Genomic DNA, 15,366 nt, shown 5'->3' on the forward strand with positions numbered 1-15,366 from the left:
ACAGCAATGGCATTGACCGATCCCCTGGGTGACATGCTCACCCGCATCCGCAACGGCCAGCGCGCACGCAAGGACTCCGTCCTGACGCCTGCCAGCAAGTTGCGGGCCCGTGTCCTCGACGTGCTGCAGCGCGAGGGCTATATCCGTGGCTACAGCGAAGAGCAGATGGGCCCCGCGGCCGGCATCCGCATCGAGCTGAAGTATTTCGAAGGCCAGCCGGCGATCAAGCACGTCGCGCGCGTCTCGAAGCCCGGCCGCCGCGTCTATTCGGGCTCGCAGGAACTGCCGAAGGTCCGCAACGGCCTTGGCATCACCATCGTCTCGACGCCGCGTGGCGTTCTGTCCGACGCCGAAGCGCGCGAACAGAATGTCGGTGGCGAAGTCCTTGCGGAGGTCTTCTGATGAGCCGCATCGGTAAGAAGGCAGTCCCGGTTCCGGCCGGCGTGACCGCCAACATCGCAGGGCGCGAGCTGAGCGTTAAGGGTCCGAAGGGCACGCTGACGCTGCCGCTGGCCGACGACATCGCCTATGCCGTCGAAGGCGACACCATCTCGGTGCAGCCGGCGAACGACACGAAGCGCGCTCGCGCGTTCTGGGGCATGCAGCGTACGCTCGTGCAGAACCTGATCACCGGCGTGACCACCGGCTTCACCAAGAAGCTGCTGATCACCGGCGTCGGCTATCGCGCCGCGGCCCAGGGCAAAAACCTGAAGCTGCAGCTCGGCTACAGCCACGACGTCAACATCGACGTGCCGGAAGGCATTGAGATCAAGACGCCCGATCAGACCACGATTGAAATCAGCGGGATCGACAAGCAGAAGGTCGGTCAGATCGCTGCCGAGATCCGTCGTTGGCGTAAGCCCGAGCCGTACAAGGGCAAGGGCATCAAGTACGACGACGAGTTCATCTTCCGCAAGGAAGGGAAGAAGAAGTAATGACCAAGGGTCTCTCCCTCTTCGAGAAGCGCCGTCGGCGCAATCGCACCGCGCTGAAGGCGCGTTCGGGCGGCCGTGCGCGGCTGTCGATCCATCGTTCGGGCAAGCACATCTATGCCCAGGTCATCGACGACGCGGCGGGTCACACCGTTGCCGCCGCATCGACCCTGGAAAAGGACGTGCGTGGCACCTCGGGCGCGAACATCGATGCCGCCAAGGGCGTCGGTACCCGCGTTGCGGAAGCGGCGAAGGCTGCCGGCGTGACGCAGGTCGTGTTCGACCGTGGCGGCTTCCTGTTCCACGGCCGCGTCAAGGCGCTGGCCGAGGCCGCCCGCGAAGCCGGATTGGAGTTCTAAGACATGGCTGACGAAAACAATCAGGCCGAAGCGCCCGCCGTCGAAGCGACGGGTGGCGAGCAGCCGCAGGGCCGCGGGCCCCGTGGTGGCCGTGGTCGTGGCGGCCCCGGCGGCGACAACCGTGGCCGTGGCGGTCGTGACGGCAACCGTGGCCGTCGCGACGATCGTCGCGGTGCTGAGGATGGTGGCGAGGAGCTGATCGAAAAGCTCGTGCACATCAACCGCGTGTCGAAGACCGTGAAGGGCGGCAAGCGCTTCGGTTTCGCAGCGCTGGTCGTCGTCGGCGACGGCAAGGGCCGCGTCGGTTTCGGGCATGGCAAGGCGCGCGAAGTGCCGGAAGCCATTTCGAAGGCGACCGCCGCTGCCAAGAAGGCGATGGTCCGCGTTCCGCTGCGCGACGGTCGCACGCTGCACCATGACGGCAACGGCCACTTCGGTGCCGGCCGCGTGACGCTGCGTTCGGCTCCGGCCGGTACCGGCATCATCGCCGGCGGTCCGATGCGCGCCATCTTCGAATCGCTCGGCGTCGCCGATGTCGTGACGAAGTCGGTCGGCACGTCGAACCCGTACAACATGATCCGCGCAACCTTCGAGGCGCTGAACGACCAGTCGTCGCCGAAGGCGGTGGCCCAGCGTCGCGGCAAGAAGATCGCCGACCTGCTGGGTCGCGGTGGATCGCAGACCGCCGAGGCTGATGCCGCGGCGATCGTGGAGTAAGCGACGATGGCAACCGTCAAGATCACCCAGACCGGGTCGCCGATCCGCCGGACCAAGGATCAGCGCGCGACGCTGATCGGTCTCGGCCTCAACAAGATGCACAAGACCGTGGAACTGACCGACACCCCCGAGGTGCGCGGCATGATCCGCAAGGTGCAGCACATGGTCTCGGTCGAAGGCTGAGGCCTTCCACCTTTACCGGTGACAAAGATGGGGAAGGGGGCTAAGCGGCCCCCTTCCTCTTTTCTCAAGCGCGAACATAGCGAAAGCGAGTGCAACACATGAAACTCAACGAAATCCGCGACAACGAAGGCGCCCGCAAGAGCAAGATGCGCGTCGGACGCGGCATCGGCTCGGGCAAGGGCAAGACCGCCGGTCGCGGCCAGAAGGGCCAGAAGAGCCGTGAAGGCGTGTCGATCGCCGGGTTCGAGGGCGGTCAGATGCCGCTCCACATGCGGATCCCGAAGCGCGGCTTCAACAACATCTTCGCCAAGGATTATGCCGAAGTGAATCTCGGCGCGATCCAGAAGGCGGTCGACGCCGGCAAGATCGAAGCCGGCGCAACGCTCGACCATGCCGCGCTGAAGGCCGCCAACCTCGCCCGCGGCGGCAAGGATGGTGTGCGTCTGCTCGGCAAGGGCGAACTGACCGCCAAGCTGACCTTCACCGTCGCCGGTGCGTCGAAGTCGGCGATCGAAGCGGTCGAAAAGGCCGGTGGTTCGGTGTCAGTGATCGAAGTCGTGCCCGCGCACGAAAAGGCCGCTGCGAAGAAGGGCAAGACGCTCGCCGCCAAGAAGGCTGCGCACGCGTAATTTTGCGGACTGCCGTTCATCCTGAGTAGCGGCTGAGCGAAGTCGAAGCGGCGTATCGAAGGATCGCCCATGGTGGCGTACCTCGATACGGGCCTTCGACTTCGCTCAGTCCCTACTCGGTATGAACGGGCGGAGTGACTAGGTGTCGCTCCCCCTTAGACATCCCGGCAGCAACCCCTATATGGTCGCCCGGGGGGTGGGCTGACGGCCCGCCGGCATCATTCGGGACATATCCATGGCAGCCGCCTCAGACGGTCTTGCGACCAATCTCAATCTGTCGAAATTCGGCCAGGCGACCGAACTCAAGAAGCGCCTGTGGTTTACGCTCGGTGCGCTCATCGTGTTCCGCATGCTGAGCTATGTGCCGCTGCCGGGCATCGACCCGACGCAGCTCGGCCTGCTCGCCAATCAGACGCAGGGCGGCGTCCTCGACTTCTTCAACACCTTTTCGGGCGGTGCGCTGACGCGCATGTCAGTCGTCGCGCTGGGCGTCATGCCCTATATCACCGCGTCGATCGTCGTGCAGCTCGCCACCTCGCTCAGCCCGCAGCTCGCCGCCATCAAGAAGGAAGGTGAATCGGGCCGCAAGAAGCTGAACCAGTATACCCGTTACGGCACGGTCGCGCTGACCGCGATCCAGGGCTATACCATCGCGGTCGGTCTCGAAGCGTTCGGTGCGTCGGCCGGCGCGCAGGCGGTGATCGAACCGGGCATGACCTTCCGCATCGCCGCGGTCATCTCGCTGATCGGCGGCACCATGTTCCTGATGTGGCTGGGCGAGCAGATTACCAGCCGCGGTATCGGCAACGGCATCTCGCTCATCATCATGGCCGGTATCGTCGCGCATCTGCCGACGACGTTGCTGCAGCTGTTCGAAGGCAGCCGCTCGGGCACGATGAACCCGCTGACGCTGATCGGCATCATCGCCGCCGTCGCGGGCCTCGTCCTGTTCATCTGCTTCATGGAGCGCGCGCAGCGCCGCATCCTGATTCAGTATCCCAAGCGCCAAACCGCGCGCGGGGTACAGGCCGATCGCAGCCATCTGCCGCTCAAGATCAATACCGCGGGCGTGATCCCGCCGATCTTCGCCTCCTCGCTGCTGCTGATGCCGGTGACGATCACCCAGTTCGCCGGACAGGCGACGGCGGGCGAGAGCCGCTGGGGTGATTTCATCATCACGCTGAACCAGTATCTGGCGCATGGTCAGCCGCTTTACATGCTGCTGTACGGCGCAGGCATCGTGTTCTTCTCGTTCTTCTACACCGCGATCGTCTTCAATCCCGAAGAGACCGCCGACAATCTCAAGCGCTATGGCGGGTTCATTCCTGGCATTCGCCCGGGCAAGAATACCGAGAATTATTTCGACTATGTCCTGACCCGGATCACGGTGATCGGCGCAGCCTATTTGGTTATCATCTGCCTGTTGCCCGAATATCTGGTTTCGGCGCTGTCGATTCCCTTCTATCTCGGCGGAACGAGCCTGCTCATCGTGGTCAACGTCACGATGGACACGGTAACGCAGATCCAGTCGCACTTGCTGGCCCACCAGTATGGCGATCTCATCAAGAAGGCGAAGCTCAAGGGCGGACGCCTGCGCGGCTGAGCGCAACAGGACTAAAGGGGCAGCAATGGACATCATCCTTCTCGGACCGCCGGGAGCAGGCAAGGGCACGCAGGCAGCGCGCCTCGAATCGACCCACGGCATGGTCCAGCTGTCGACCGGCGACATGCTGCGCGCGGCGGTAAAGGCCGGCAGTCCGGTCGGTCTTCAGGCGAAGGCGGTGATGGACGCCGGCGAACTGGTGTCCGATGCGATCGTCTCCGCGCTGATCGGCGAACGGCTCGACCAGCTGGGCGATCAGGGCGCGATTTTCGACGGCTATCCGCGTACTGCCGCGCAGGCCGATGCGCTCGACCTGCTGCTCGAACATCGTGGTCGCAAGCTTACCCATGTCATCGAACTCGTCGTCGATGAAGATGCGCTGGTCGAACGGATCGTCGGTCGTTTCACCTGCGCGAATTGCGGGACCGGCTATCACGACCGCTTCAAGCAACCGGTCGTCGCCGGGGTCTGCGACGCCTGCGGCTCGACCGAGTTCAAGCGCCGGCCGGACGATAACGAAGCGACGGTGCGGACTCGCATGGTCGAATATCGGGCCAAGACCGCGCCGATCCTGCCGCTCTACGAATCGCGCGGGATCGTCCACCGCGTCGACGGCATGGCCGATATGGACGACGTGACCGCGCAGATCGGCGCTATTCTCGGCGCGTAAGGGCAGGGAAGGCCCGCTGCCTTTCCGCCTATACGCATTGGGCCTTCCAGCGCAGGCCCGGGCCTGGCCCGCTCGAAAGCGCATCACTGGCCGGAAAGGAAGGTCCGCCGGCGTTGGGGCGACGCGTTGCCGGGCAGGTGTCGGCCCGCTATCGCCCACGCCGCAACCGGAATTTGGTTCCCGGCGCCGGTTGACACTGCCCGAATCGGTCCTTATCAGCACAACACCCCGACATACCGGTTTACGGCGGCGCTTCCGCGCGTTCGCCGCGATCGTGCGTTATGGGGCGCAACGCTACGAGATGAGGGGCCGCTGCCATGCGGCGCCTCGTGGAGCTGGGAGAATTTAGTTCATGGCACGTATCGCGGGTGTTAATATCCCGACCAACAAGCGCGTCGTCATCGCGCTGCAGTATATCCACGGCATCGGCCCGGCCAAGGCCAAGGAACTTACCGATCAGCTCGGCATCACTGCCGAACGTCGCGTGCAGGACCTGAGCGACCAGGAAGTTCTGCAGATCCGCGAAGCGATCGACGCGAACCACACCGTGGAAGGCGACCTACGTCGCCAGACCGCGATGAACATCAAGCGTCTGATGGACCTCGCCTGCTATCGTGGCCTGCGTCACCGCAAGGGCCTGCCGGTCCGCGGTCAGCGCACGCACACCAATGCGCGCACCCGCAAGGGCAAGGCGAAGCCGATCGCGGGCAAGAAGAAGTAAGAAGCAGTCCGGGGGACTGTTTCTAACCTCTTCTCCGTCGGAGACAGGTAAGAGGCCGACCGCCTCCCGATCTCCGTACCACGCACGATATACAGGTCAGGATTACCAACAATGGCACGTGAACCGCAGCGCCTTCGCCGTCGCGAGCGCAAGAACATCACCGCCGGCGTCGCGCATGTGAACGCCAGCTTCAACAACACCATGATCACCATCACCGACGCGCAGGGCAACGCGATCTCGTGGTCGTCGGCCGGCATGATGGGCTTCAAGGGCTCGCGCAAGTCGACGCCGTATGCCGCGCAGGTTGCTGCCGAGGACGCCGGCCGCAAGGCTGCCGATCACGGCGTTCGCACGCTCGAAGTCGAAGTGAAGGGCCCGGGTTCGGGTCGTGAATCGGCGCTGCGCGCGCTCCAGGCGGTCGGTTTCCAGATCACGTCGATCCGCGACGTGACCTCGATCCCGCACAACGGCGTGCGTCCGTCGAAGCGCCGCCGCGTCTGATCCGTGCCTGCCGCCTCGCCGGGTTCGTCCGGCGGGGCCGTTCTTTCATGGCGCGGACCCGTCCTTTCCGCGCCGCCAAGCTAGGGGAAGCCCGTGTCCGTCAACGCTAAGAACTGGCAGGAACTCAAGAAGCCGAGCGGCCTCGAGAAGAAGCCGGGCGGCGATCCCAAGCGCCGTTCGACCTTCGTCGCGGAGCCGCTGGAGCGTGGGTTCGGCCTGACGCTCGGCAACGCGCTGCGTCGCGTGCTGCTGTCGTCGCTGCAGGGCGCCGCCGTTACCTCGATCAAGATCGAGAATGTCCTTCACGAATTCTCCAGCCTTGCCGGCGTCCGCGAGGACGTGACCGACATGGTACTGAACGTGAAGCAGATCGCGCTGAAAATGCAGGGCGAAGGCCCGAAGCGTCTCCAGCTGTCCGTCACCGGCCCGGCCGAAGTGAAGGCCGGCGACATCGCCGTCACCGGCGATATCGAGGTGATGAACCCCGATCTGGTCCTGTGCCACCTTGACGATGGTGCGACGCTCAACATGGAACTGACCGCGGATGTCGGTAAGGGCTATGTGCCTGCCGCCGGCAACCGTCCGGCCGATGCGCCGATCGGTCTGATCCCGGTCGACGCACTCTATTCGCCGGTCCGTCAGGTCAGCTACAAGGTCGAGAACACCCGCGTCGGGCAGGAACTCGATTACGACAAGCTGACGCTGACCGTCGAAACCGATGGCACCGTGACCCCAGAAGACGCGCTGGCCTATGCCGGTCGCATCCTTCAGGACCAGCTAGCGCTGTTCGTCCACTTCGATGACTCGGCCCTGCCGCGCGCGGCCGTCGTCGGCACGCAGGTGGCAGCACCGCAGAGCGAAGGTCAGGGCGATACCGCGCAGATCAACCGCTACCTGCTCAAGAAGGTCGACGAGCTCGAACTGTCGGTCCGCTCGGCCAACTGCCTCAAGAACGACAACATCATCTATATCGGCGATCTGGTCCAGAAGACCGAAGCCGAGATGCTGCGCACCCCGAATTTCGGCCGCAAGTCGCTGAACGAAATCAAGGAAGTGCTGTCGTCGATGGGCCTTCGCCTCGGTATGGACATCCCCGGATGGCCGCCCGAGAACATCGAAGAGATGGCGAAGAAGCTCGAACAGGAAATAATGGGGTGAGGCCGAGCCGCCCCGGAGTAGCGCAACCTAGTCCGGCGGCGGCGACAGCCCGGCCGGCGAGCTTTCAGCTCGTCCGACGACATGGGCTTGGCCCATGTCGGGCCACCCAAACGAACACGCGGCAAGTGTGAACTTCGTGAACTTTGCCGTGAACAGGCGAACCGGTGGCGGCCTCTAACAGCCACCTGCTCTGGGGATTCCGTGACACGGCCCCTTAACGAACGAAGGAACTACCCATGCGTCATCGCGTCGGCGGCCGTAAGCTGCAGCGTACCTCGGCCCATCGTGCGGCCCTGTTCCGCAACATGTCGGCCGCGCTCATCAAGCATGAGCAGATCACCACCACCGTCGCCAAGGCGAAGGAACTGCGTCCTTACGTCGAAAAGCTGGTCACGCTGGCGAAGAAGGGCGGCCTGTCGAACCGTCGTCTCGCGCACGCTCGTCTGCTCGACGATGCGCAGCTGACCAAGCTGTTCGACGTGCTGGCGACCCGCTATGCCGATCGTAACGGCGGCTATACCCGCATCATCAAGGCCGGCATCCGCGCGTCGGACGCCTCGCCGATGGCGATCATCGAATTCGTCGACCGCGACGTGTCGGCCAAGGGCCAGGATTCGGGTCCGGTGCTGACCGAAGAGGATTTCGACGAAGCCGCCTGATCGGCGTTTCGGTTTGAGAGACAGGGAAGGGCGGTCGTACCTCGGTACGGCCGCCCTTTTCCGTTGGGGCGGGTACGACGGTCTCGCGGGGTTGCGTGCGACGGCACAGCGCTTATCGTGGTCGGTAACACCGGATACCGGTCCGGCCGCCTGCCCATGGAGCAACGATGTACCGCCATGCCCTTGTCGCGATTGCCTGCCTGATGACCAGCACGACCGCCCTTGCCCAGAGCATCGCCTATCCCCAGACTCGCACCGTCGATCAGGTCGACGAACAGTTCGGGGTGAAGGTCGCCGATCCCTATCGCTGGCTCGAGAACGACGTCCGCAACGATCCCGAGGTGGCAGCGTGGGTCGCGGCGGAGAACAAGGTCACCGACGCCTATCTCGCGACGCTGCCCGGCCGGGACATCTTCAAGCAGCGCCTGACCAAGCTGTTCGACTATGAACGCTTCGGTGTGCCGGCGCGCGAGGGCGGCCGCTATTTCTACAGCCGCAACTCGGGGTTGCAGAACCAGTCGGTCCTCTATGTCCGCGACAGCCTGAACGGGCAGGGGCGGGTGCTGATCGATCCCAATGGCTGGTCGAAGGACGGCGCGACCGCGCTCGCCGAATGGGCGCCGTCGAAAGACGGCAAGCGGCTGCTCTATTCGATCCAGGACGGCGGCAGCGATTGGCGCAAGCTGCGCGTGCTCGACGTCGATACCGGCAAGACGCTCGACGACCAGATCGACTGGGTAAAGTACGGACTGACCGCGTCATGGGTGAAGGATGGATCGGGCTTCTATTATGCTCGCTTCCCGACCCCCGAAAAGGGGCAGGAATTCCAGAGCCAGAACCTCAACGCACAGGTCTATTTCCACAAGCTCGGCACGCCGCAGAGCGCTGACCGGCTCATCTACGAACGACCGGACCAGCCGCGCTATACCTTCTATCCGGGCATCACCGACGATGGCCGCTGGCTGGTCATTTCGACCAGCGGCCCCGGCGATCATACCGAGATCGCGGTGCTCGACCTCACCAAGCCGGACGACAAGCCGCGCACGATCGTCAACACCGACAATGTCGACTGGTCGACGATCGGGTCGAAGGACAGCACGCTGTACTTGACGACCACGCAGGGCGCACCGCGTCTGCGCGTCGTGACTCTCGACATGGAGGCTGCGAACCCGACGCCGAAGGAAGTGGTGGCCGAAGACAAGGCGGTGCTGAACGGCGCGTCGCTGGTCGGCGGCCGGATCATGGCTGCCTATCTGGTCGATGCGAAGACCGAGGTGAAGCGCTTCACGCTAGACGGGAAGCCCGACGGCAGCATCCAACTGCCGGGCATCGGCACGGTCGGCGGCGTCGGCGGTGAACTCGACAACAATGAAGGCTTCTTCGCCTTTTCGAGCTTTGCGACTCCGACCACCATCTACCGTTACGACGTCGCGACCCGCACGGTGACGCCATGGGCCACCCCGAAGGTGGCGTTCGATCCGGCGCAATATGACGTCCGCCAGCGCTTCTACGCGTCGAAGGACGGCACCAAGGTCCCGATGTTCATCGTCAAGCGCAAGGATGTGAAGGGCCCGGCGCCGACGCTCCTCTACGCCTATGGCGGGTTCAATGTGCCGATCCTGCCGGGCTTCTCGGCCGGACGCATTGCGTGGCTAGAACAGGGCGGGGTGCTCGCGGTTGCCAACATCCGCGGCGGCAGCGAATATGGCAAGGAATGGCATGATGGCGGCAAGCTGCTCAACAAGCAGAATGTGTTCGACGACTTCATCGGTGCGGGCGAAGACCTGATTGCACAGGGCGTGACGTCGAAGGGGCAGCTGGCGATCCAGGGTGGATCGAATGGCGGCCTGCTGGTCGGTGCGGTCGTCAACCAGCGTCCGGACCTGTTCGCCGCCGCCCTGCCGGCGGTGGGCGTCATGGACATGCTGCGCTTCGACCGCTTCACCGCCGGACGCTACTGGGTCGACGATTATGGTGTGCCCGCCAAGGAAGCCGATTTCCGCAATCTGCTCAGCTACTCGCCCTATCACAACGTGAAGGCGGGCGTGACTTATCCGGCGATCCTCGCCACCACCGCTGACACCGACGACCGCGTGGTGCCGGGCCACACCTTCAAATATACGGCAATGCTGCAGTCAAAGGAGCTGGGGCCGAAGCCGCATCTGGTCCGCATCGAAACCCGCGCCGGCCATGGATCGGGCAAGCCGACCGACAAGGTGATCGAGGAAACCGCCGATCTGTGGGCGTTCATCGCGAAATGGACCGGCATGCAGGTCAAGCCGATCAACTGACGCGTTCCGGTTCGCGCGGGCGGGGCCGCCCCGTCCGCGTGAACCGCTTTCCTCTTGTCCATGTCCCCGCTATCGGAACGCGCATGAACGAGACCCCCGACTCCATCCTGATCGTCGACTTCGGCAGCCAGGTGACGCAACTGATCGCGCGTCGCGTGCGCGAGGCCGGCGTCTATTCCGAAATCGCTCCGTTCCAGAAGGCCGAGGAAGCGTTCGCGCGGATGCAGCCCAAGGGGGTGATCCTGTCGGGCGGTCCCGCATCGGTGTGCGACGAAGGATCGCCGCGCGCACCACAGGCGATCTTCGATTCGGGCGTGCCGGTGTTCGGCATCTGCTACGGCCAGCAGGTCATGACCCAGCAACTCGGCGGCAATGTCGAGAAGGGGCATTCGGGTGAGTTCGGCGAAGCCTATATCGAAGTCGGCGACGACTGCGCGATGTTCGACGGGCTCTGGGCGAAGACCGACCGGCATCAGGTGTGGATGAGCCACGGCGACAAGGTCACCGCGCTCGCTCCCGGTTTCCGTACCGTCGCGACCAGCCCCGGCGCGCCCTATGCCGTCGTCGCCGATGACGATCGCCGCTATTATGGCGTGCAATTCCATCCGGAAGTCGTCCACACCCCCGATGGCGGCAAGCTGATCGCCAATTTCGCCCGCCACGTCTGCGGCCTTGCCGGCGACTGGACCATGGCCGAGTTCCGCCAGGCGAAGATTGCCGAGATCCGCGAGCAGGTCGGCGATGGCAAGGTCATTTGCGGCCTGTCGGGCGGGGTCGATTCGTCGGTCGCCGCGCTGCTGATCCACGAAGCGATCGGCGAGCAGCTGACCTGCGTGTTCGTCGACGGCGGCATCCTGCGCGCGGGCGAGGCCGAACAGGTCGTCAGCCTGTTCCGCGGCCACTACAACATCCCGCTGGTCCATGTGGATGCGCAGGACCTGTTCATGGACGGTCTGGCCGGCGTCACAGATCCGGAGGCCAAGCGCAAGTTCATCGGCAAGACCTTCATCGACGTGTTCGAGGCGGAGGCGAACAAGTTGGGCGGTGCGCAGTTCCTCGCCCAGGGCACGCTCTACCCCGACGTGATCGAGAGCGTCAGCTTCACCGGCGGTCCGTCGGTGACGATCAAGAGCCACCACAATGTCGGCGGCCTGCCCGAACGCATGAACATGGCGCTGGTCGAGCCGTTGCGCGAATTGTTCAAGGACGAGGTCCGCGCCCTGGGTCGCGAACTGGGCCTGCCCGATGTGTTCGTCGGCCGCCACCCGTTCCCCGGACCCGGCCTCGCCATCCGCATACCGGGCGAAGTGACCCGCGAGCGCTGCGATATCCTGCGTAAGGCCGACGCGATCTACCTCGAAGAAATTCGCGCTGCCGGTCTGTACGACACGATCTGGCAGGCGTTCGCGGTCCTGCTGCCGGTACGCAGCGTCGGGGTTATGGGCGACGGCCGCACCTATGACAACGTCCTCGCGTTGCGGGCGGTCACCTCGACCGACGGCATGACCGCGCAGGCGTTCCAGTTCCCCGGCGACTTCCTGCCGCGCGTTGCGACCCGGATCATCAACGAGGTGAAGGGCATCAACCGCGTCACCTACGACTATACGAGCAAGCCACCCGGCACGATCGAATGGGAATGACGCGGACTCAAATCGTCCGGGGGACGATTTGTGCCGTGTCATTCGGCCGGCGATAGCCGGTCGCTGCACAGAGAGACGATCGTCCGGGCGACGATCGGCCCCGGATCATTCGCGCCGCGCAGGCGGGGTGGCGACGCTAGGCCACTGACGTCCGGACGTTATCCGATTGCCACCGCCTCCGGCTGCATGAGGACGCTGTTCGCCGCCACGTCCTGCAACAGCCAGACATTGCCGCCGATCACGGCGCGGTCGCCGATCGTCACCCGGCCGAGGATCGTCGCCCCGGCATAGATGACGACATCGTCGCCGACGATCGGATGCCGCGCGATCCGCTCCGCGAACGGGCCGCTCTGGGTGCGCGGTTGCGAGCGATGGGGGGTGCGCGCGCCCAGCGTGACATGCTGGTACAACCGCACCCGCGCGCCGATGACGGCGGTCTCACCGATCACCACGCCGGTGCCGTGATCGATGAAGAAGCCCGGACCGATCGTGGCGCCCGGATGAATGTCGATTCCGGTGCGTTCATTTGCGATCTCCGACACGATCCGCGCGACGATCGGCACGCCGAGCGAGTCGAGTTCATGCGCCAGTCGGTGGTGCAGGATCGCGATCGCACCGGGATAGCAGATCAGGATTTCGTCGACGCTGCGCGCTGCCGGGTCGCCGCGAAAGATCGCCGCGACATCGGTATCGATCAACGCCCGCACCCGCGACAGCGTACCTGCGAACAAGCGCAGGATCTCCGCCGGACGATCGGGTGCGAAATCGATCGCCGACACGTCCTGCCAATAGGCGAATTCCGCGCGGATCGCTTCGTCCAGCAGGGCGAAGGCGGTATCCAGCCGATCGGCGACGAACCCGTCCTCCGCTGCCGCCTCGCCGGCAAACCCGCCGATCCGTCCCGGGAACAGCGCATGCGACAATAGCTCGACCGCCCGCTGCAGCGTCGGCCGCGACGGAAAGATCGCCGGTTGCTGTCTGCTCGGCTGCGCCCTTCGCCACGCCATGCGTGCGCTGGACAGGGCGCGGGTCGCGTGGTCGATGATATGGCGGCGGTCGTCGTCTGCTTGGGCCATGCGGATCGTTTCGAAACAAAAAGGGCCGGGCGACATGACGACGCCCGGCCGGAGGTTACGCTTAGGGAGCTACCAAAGCGTCACGGGCACCGCGCCGGGGCGCGGTGAAACTCAGAAGCTGTTGCCGGTCGCGTTCAGCGTCGGATCGACGGTCGATACGTTCAGCGTCGGATCGGTCGCGAGCGTGGTATCGTTCGACAACAGGGCTTCGTTGCCAAATGCGGCATCGTTCGTCAGCGGCTCGTCCACCGAGGTCAGGTTGCTTTCAAACGATGCGTTGGCGTCGCTGGTCGGCTCGTTGCCCGAACAGCCGGCCAGCCCGACCAGCGCGAAAGCCGCCAGCGGTGCGATGAATTTGGTCAAACCTGATCTCCCTTTTCGCCGCCCGGAAGCGACCGTTGCAGCGCCTGTTGTACGCGGCGGAACCGGGGAGACTATAATCCCATTACTTTAGTAGGGTAATGTTCGGCTATCATCGCAGCGCGCGCATGCGCACCGGATACTGGCCGGTACGGTCGGATCGATGATGCGGGTAATGGTGCCGGAGGATCAACGGCGGTTCGGGGTGGTGGAGCTGAGGGGAATCGAACCCCTGACCTCTGCAGTGCGATTGCAGCGCTCTCCCATCTGAGCTACAGCCCCGCCCCTCATCCGGCTAAGCCGGGGCCGCTCCCTTAGCTGGCCGTTTCGACCGATGCAACGGGTCTCGCGCACTGCCTCCAACAAATTGTCGGACGGCGACCGATCGTACCGAACGCGCTCTTCGTCGTGGCGTATAATTTGAGCCGGAACCAACCGCAGGGTCGGTGCTTGTTCGCGTACGACATGGCAGCCCGTGCTGCTGCGCCGCGATAACATGAACCATCTGCAGGAGATTTTCATGGGCTATGATCGCTATTCGGGACGTGACGATTCGTCGTCGTACGACCGGTCGGGAGACGAGGGACGCTGGCGGGACCGCGACGATCGGTCGCGTGGCAGCTATGGCGGATCGCAAAGCTATGGCGCGCGTGGCTACGGCTCGGGCCGATCGCAGGGTTATGGCGAGCAGAATTACGGTGGATCGTCGTCGCAGCGCGACGATCGTGACGAAAACCGCGGCCGCGACTATTACGGCGGTTCGTCGGGCGGCAGCCGTTCCTATGGCTCGACCTATGGCGCCGACCGCAACCGTGGCTATGGCAATCGCGACTTCGACCAGAACGATCGCGGCTCCAGCAACTACGGCTCGCAGACCGGTCGCTATCAAGGCAGCTATGCCAGTGACGGCCATCGCTTTGCCGATTATCGCGACAATGACGACAATCGCTTCGGCGGCAACGACCGGTATCGCGAACGCAATCGCGATGACGATCGTTATCGGGCCAGCCGTAGTCAGGACCGTGAAAATCTCGACTATGACGCCGACGATCGCGGCTTCCTGGCGCGGGCAGGCGACGAGGTTCGCTCGTGGTTTGGCGACGAGGACGCCGAACGCCGCCGCGAACGCGACCAGCGATATGACGAGCGTATGGCACGCTATGACGACCGGCACAGCGACCATGCATATCGTTCGTGGCGCGATACGCAGGTCAGCGCCTTCGACCGCGACTACGACGAATATCGGCAGGAAAACGCGACCCGTTTCCAGAACGAGTTCACTGCCTTCCGCACCGAGCGTCAAACTCAGCGTGACAGCCTGACCAAGGTGACCGAGCATATGGAAGTGCTGGGCTCCGATGGCGAACATGTCGGCACGGTCGACAAGGTCCGTGGCGATCGCATCATCCTGACCAAGAATGATGTGGACGCTGGCGGCCATCATCATTCGATCCCGTCGCGGTGGGTCGAATCGGTCGACGAAAAGGTGAAGCTGCGCAAGAGCGCGAGCGAAGCCAAGAAGGCGTGGCGGGACGAAGAAGAACAGCAAGCGATGTTCGGTAACCAGTCGTCGCAGCGGAACTACGGCAACGACCGGTTCGGCAGCGACCGCAACAACGAAACCGGTCGTACGCAGACCGGCAGCGCATCGACCGCGACGACTGGTCAGGCACTGGGGGCGGGGACGTCCACCAGCGCCGGTACCGGGATTGGCGGCACGACCACCAATATGTCGGGCGACAGCGAGACGAACCTGAATCGCAGCTTCCCCGGAACCTATTGATCGGTTCGCAGTGGCGACAGGCGGAGGGGGTCGGGAAACCGGCCCCCTTTGCTTTGTCCGGCACTGGCTGTAAGTTGCTTAAAG

The 15,366-nt window shown here is 64.4% G+C and carries 17 protein-coding genes and 1 tRNA gene; 15 read left to right on the forward strand and 3 right to left on the reverse strand.

The genetic code is table 11. From position 1 onward, the window contains the following. The first annotated feature begins 6 nt into the window (after nt 1-6). The 14 genes from rpsH to guaA all read left to right on the forward strand — a co-directional run bounded on the left by rpsH (nt 7) and on the right by guaA (nt 12,063). Nucleotides 7-402: a 30S ribosomal protein S8 gene (gene rpsH / locus AAIO73_RS04275; protein WP_033921102.1), complete on the forward strand. Its 396-nt coding sequence runs from the start codon at nt 7-9 to the stop codon at nt 400-402. Then, nucleotides 402-935, forward strand: coding sequence for a 50S ribosomal protein L6 (gene rplF, locus AAIO73_RS04280; protein ID WP_345876541.1), 534 nt, complete (start codon nt 402-404; stop codon nt 933-935). Before rpsH ends, rplF begins: the two co-directional genes overlap by 1 nt. Next, nucleotides 935-1,291 carry a 50S ribosomal protein L18 gene (rplR, locus tag AAIO73_RS04285; protein ID WP_056456253.1) on the forward strand — a complete coding sequence of 119 codons (357 nt, stop codon included), beginning with the start codon at nt 935-937 and terminating at the stop codon, nt 1,289-1,291. The genes rplF and rplR overlap by 1 nt, the downstream gene beginning before the upstream one ends. 3 nt (nt 1,292-1,294) lie before the next feature. Continuing rightward, on the forward strand, nt 1,295-2,008 hold the full coding sequence (gene rpsE / locus AAIO73_RS04290; protein ID WP_242116026.1) for a 30S ribosomal protein S5: 714 nt from the start codon (nt 1,295-1,297) through the stop codon (nt 2,006-2,008). 6 nt (nt 2,009-2,014) lie between these two features. Then, the gene (rpmD, locus tag AAIO73_RS04295; RefSeq protein ID WP_055790366.1) at nt 2,015-2,191 is read left to right on the forward strand and encodes a 50S ribosomal protein L30; all 177 of its coding nucleotides are present in this window, start codon (nt 2,015-2,017) and stop codon (nt 2,189-2,191) included. Between the two features lie 98 nt (nt 2,192-2,289). After that, on the forward strand, nt 2,290-2,820 hold the full coding sequence (gene rplO, locus AAIO73_RS04300) for a 50S ribosomal protein L15 (protein WP_345876542.1): 531 nt from the start codon (nt 2,290-2,292) through the stop codon (nt 2,818-2,820). 235 nt (nt 2,821-3,055) lie between these two features. Continuing rightward, nucleotides 3,056-4,423, forward strand: a complete 1,368-nt coding sequence (secY, locus tag AAIO73_RS04305) for a preprotein translocase subunit SecY (protein WP_242116028.1) — start codon at nt 3,056-3,058, stop codon at nt 4,421-4,423. 25 nt (nt 4,424-4,448) lie between these two features. Further along, nucleotides 4,449-5,093 (forward strand): adenylate kinase, encoded by a 645-nt coding sequence (locus AAIO73_RS04310; RefSeq protein ID WP_345876543.1) that lies wholly within the window; start codon nt 4,449-4,451, stop codon nt 5,091-5,093. A gap of 352 nt (nt 5,094-5,445) precedes the next feature. Next, nucleotides 5,446-5,814, forward strand: a complete 369-nt coding sequence (rpsM, locus tag AAIO73_RS04315) for a 30S ribosomal protein S13 (RefSeq protein WP_242116030.1) — start codon at nt 5,446-5,448, stop codon at nt 5,812-5,814. 111 nt (nt 5,815-5,925) lie between these two features. Then, complete coding sequence (gene rpsK / locus AAIO73_RS04320) at nt 5,926-6,315, forward strand: 30S ribosomal protein S11 (protein WP_055763349.1); 390 nt, start codon at nt 5,926-5,928, stop codon at nt 6,313-6,315. A 93-nt stretch (nt 6,316-6,408) separates the two neighbouring features. Further along, nucleotides 6,409-7,473, forward strand: coding sequence for a DNA-directed RNA polymerase subunit alpha (locus AAIO73_RS04325; RefSeq protein ID WP_242116031.1), 1,065 nt, complete (start codon nt 6,409-6,411; stop codon nt 7,471-7,473). A 236-nt stretch (nt 7,474-7,709) separates the two neighbouring features. After that, nucleotides 7,710-8,132 (forward strand): 50S ribosomal protein L17, encoded by a 423-nt coding sequence (gene rplQ, locus AAIO73_RS04330; RefSeq protein WP_345876544.1) that lies wholly within the window; start codon nt 7,710-7,712, stop codon nt 8,130-8,132. 167 nt (nt 8,133-8,299) lie between these two features. Further along, nucleotides 8,300-10,423 (forward strand): prolyl oligopeptidase family serine peptidase, encoded by a 2,124-nt coding sequence (locus tag AAIO73_RS04335; RefSeq protein ID WP_345876545.1) that lies wholly within the window; start codon nt 8,300-8,302, stop codon nt 10,421-10,423. A gap of 83 nt (nt 10,424-10,506) precedes the next feature. Continuing rightward, a complete protein-coding gene (gene guaA / locus AAIO73_RS04340) occupies nt 10,507-12,063 on the forward strand; it encodes a glutamine-hydrolyzing GMP synthase (protein ID WP_345876546.1) in 1,557 nt (518 codons plus the stop codon). Between the two features lie 158 nt (nt 12,064-12,221). Here the strand turns inward: guaA and epsC are convergent, their stop codons facing one another. The 3 genes from epsC to AAIO73_RS04355 form a co-directional block, all read right to left on the reverse strand. Continuing rightward, nucleotides 12,222-13,139 (reverse strand): serine O-acetyltransferase EpsC, encoded by a 918-nt coding sequence (gene epsC / locus AAIO73_RS04345; RefSeq protein WP_345876547.1) that lies wholly within the window; start codon nt 13,137-13,139, stop codon nt 12,222-12,224. Between the two features lie 111 nt (nt 13,140-13,250). Continuing rightward, nucleotides 13,251-13,502 carry a hypothetical protein gene (locus AAIO73_RS04350; RefSeq protein ID WP_345876548.1) on the reverse strand — a complete coding sequence of 84 codons (252 nt, stop codon included), beginning with the start codon at nt 13,500-13,502 and terminating at the stop codon, nt 13,251-13,253. A 203-nt stretch (nt 13,503-13,705) separates the two neighbouring features. After that, nucleotides 13,706-13,781 (reverse strand) — tRNA-Ala (locus AAIO73_RS04355). A 193-nt stretch (nt 13,782-13,974) separates the two neighbouring features. On the opposite strand from AAIO73_RS04355, the gene AAIO73_RS04360 reads away from it, so the two are divergent. After that, the gene (locus AAIO73_RS04360) at nt 13,975-15,282 is read left to right on the forward strand and encodes a DUF2171 domain-containing protein (RefSeq protein WP_345876549.1); all 1,308 of its coding nucleotides are present in this window, start codon (nt 13,975-13,977) and stop codon (nt 15,280-15,282) included. The last annotated feature ends 84 nt before the right edge of the window (nt 15,283-15,366 follow it).

It is taken from the genome of Sphingomonas epibiotica (genome assembly GCF_039615155.1).
In the GTDB taxonomy this organism is placed as follows: Bacteria; Pseudomonadota; Alphaproteobacteria; order Sphingomonadales; family Sphingomonadaceae; genus Sphingomonas.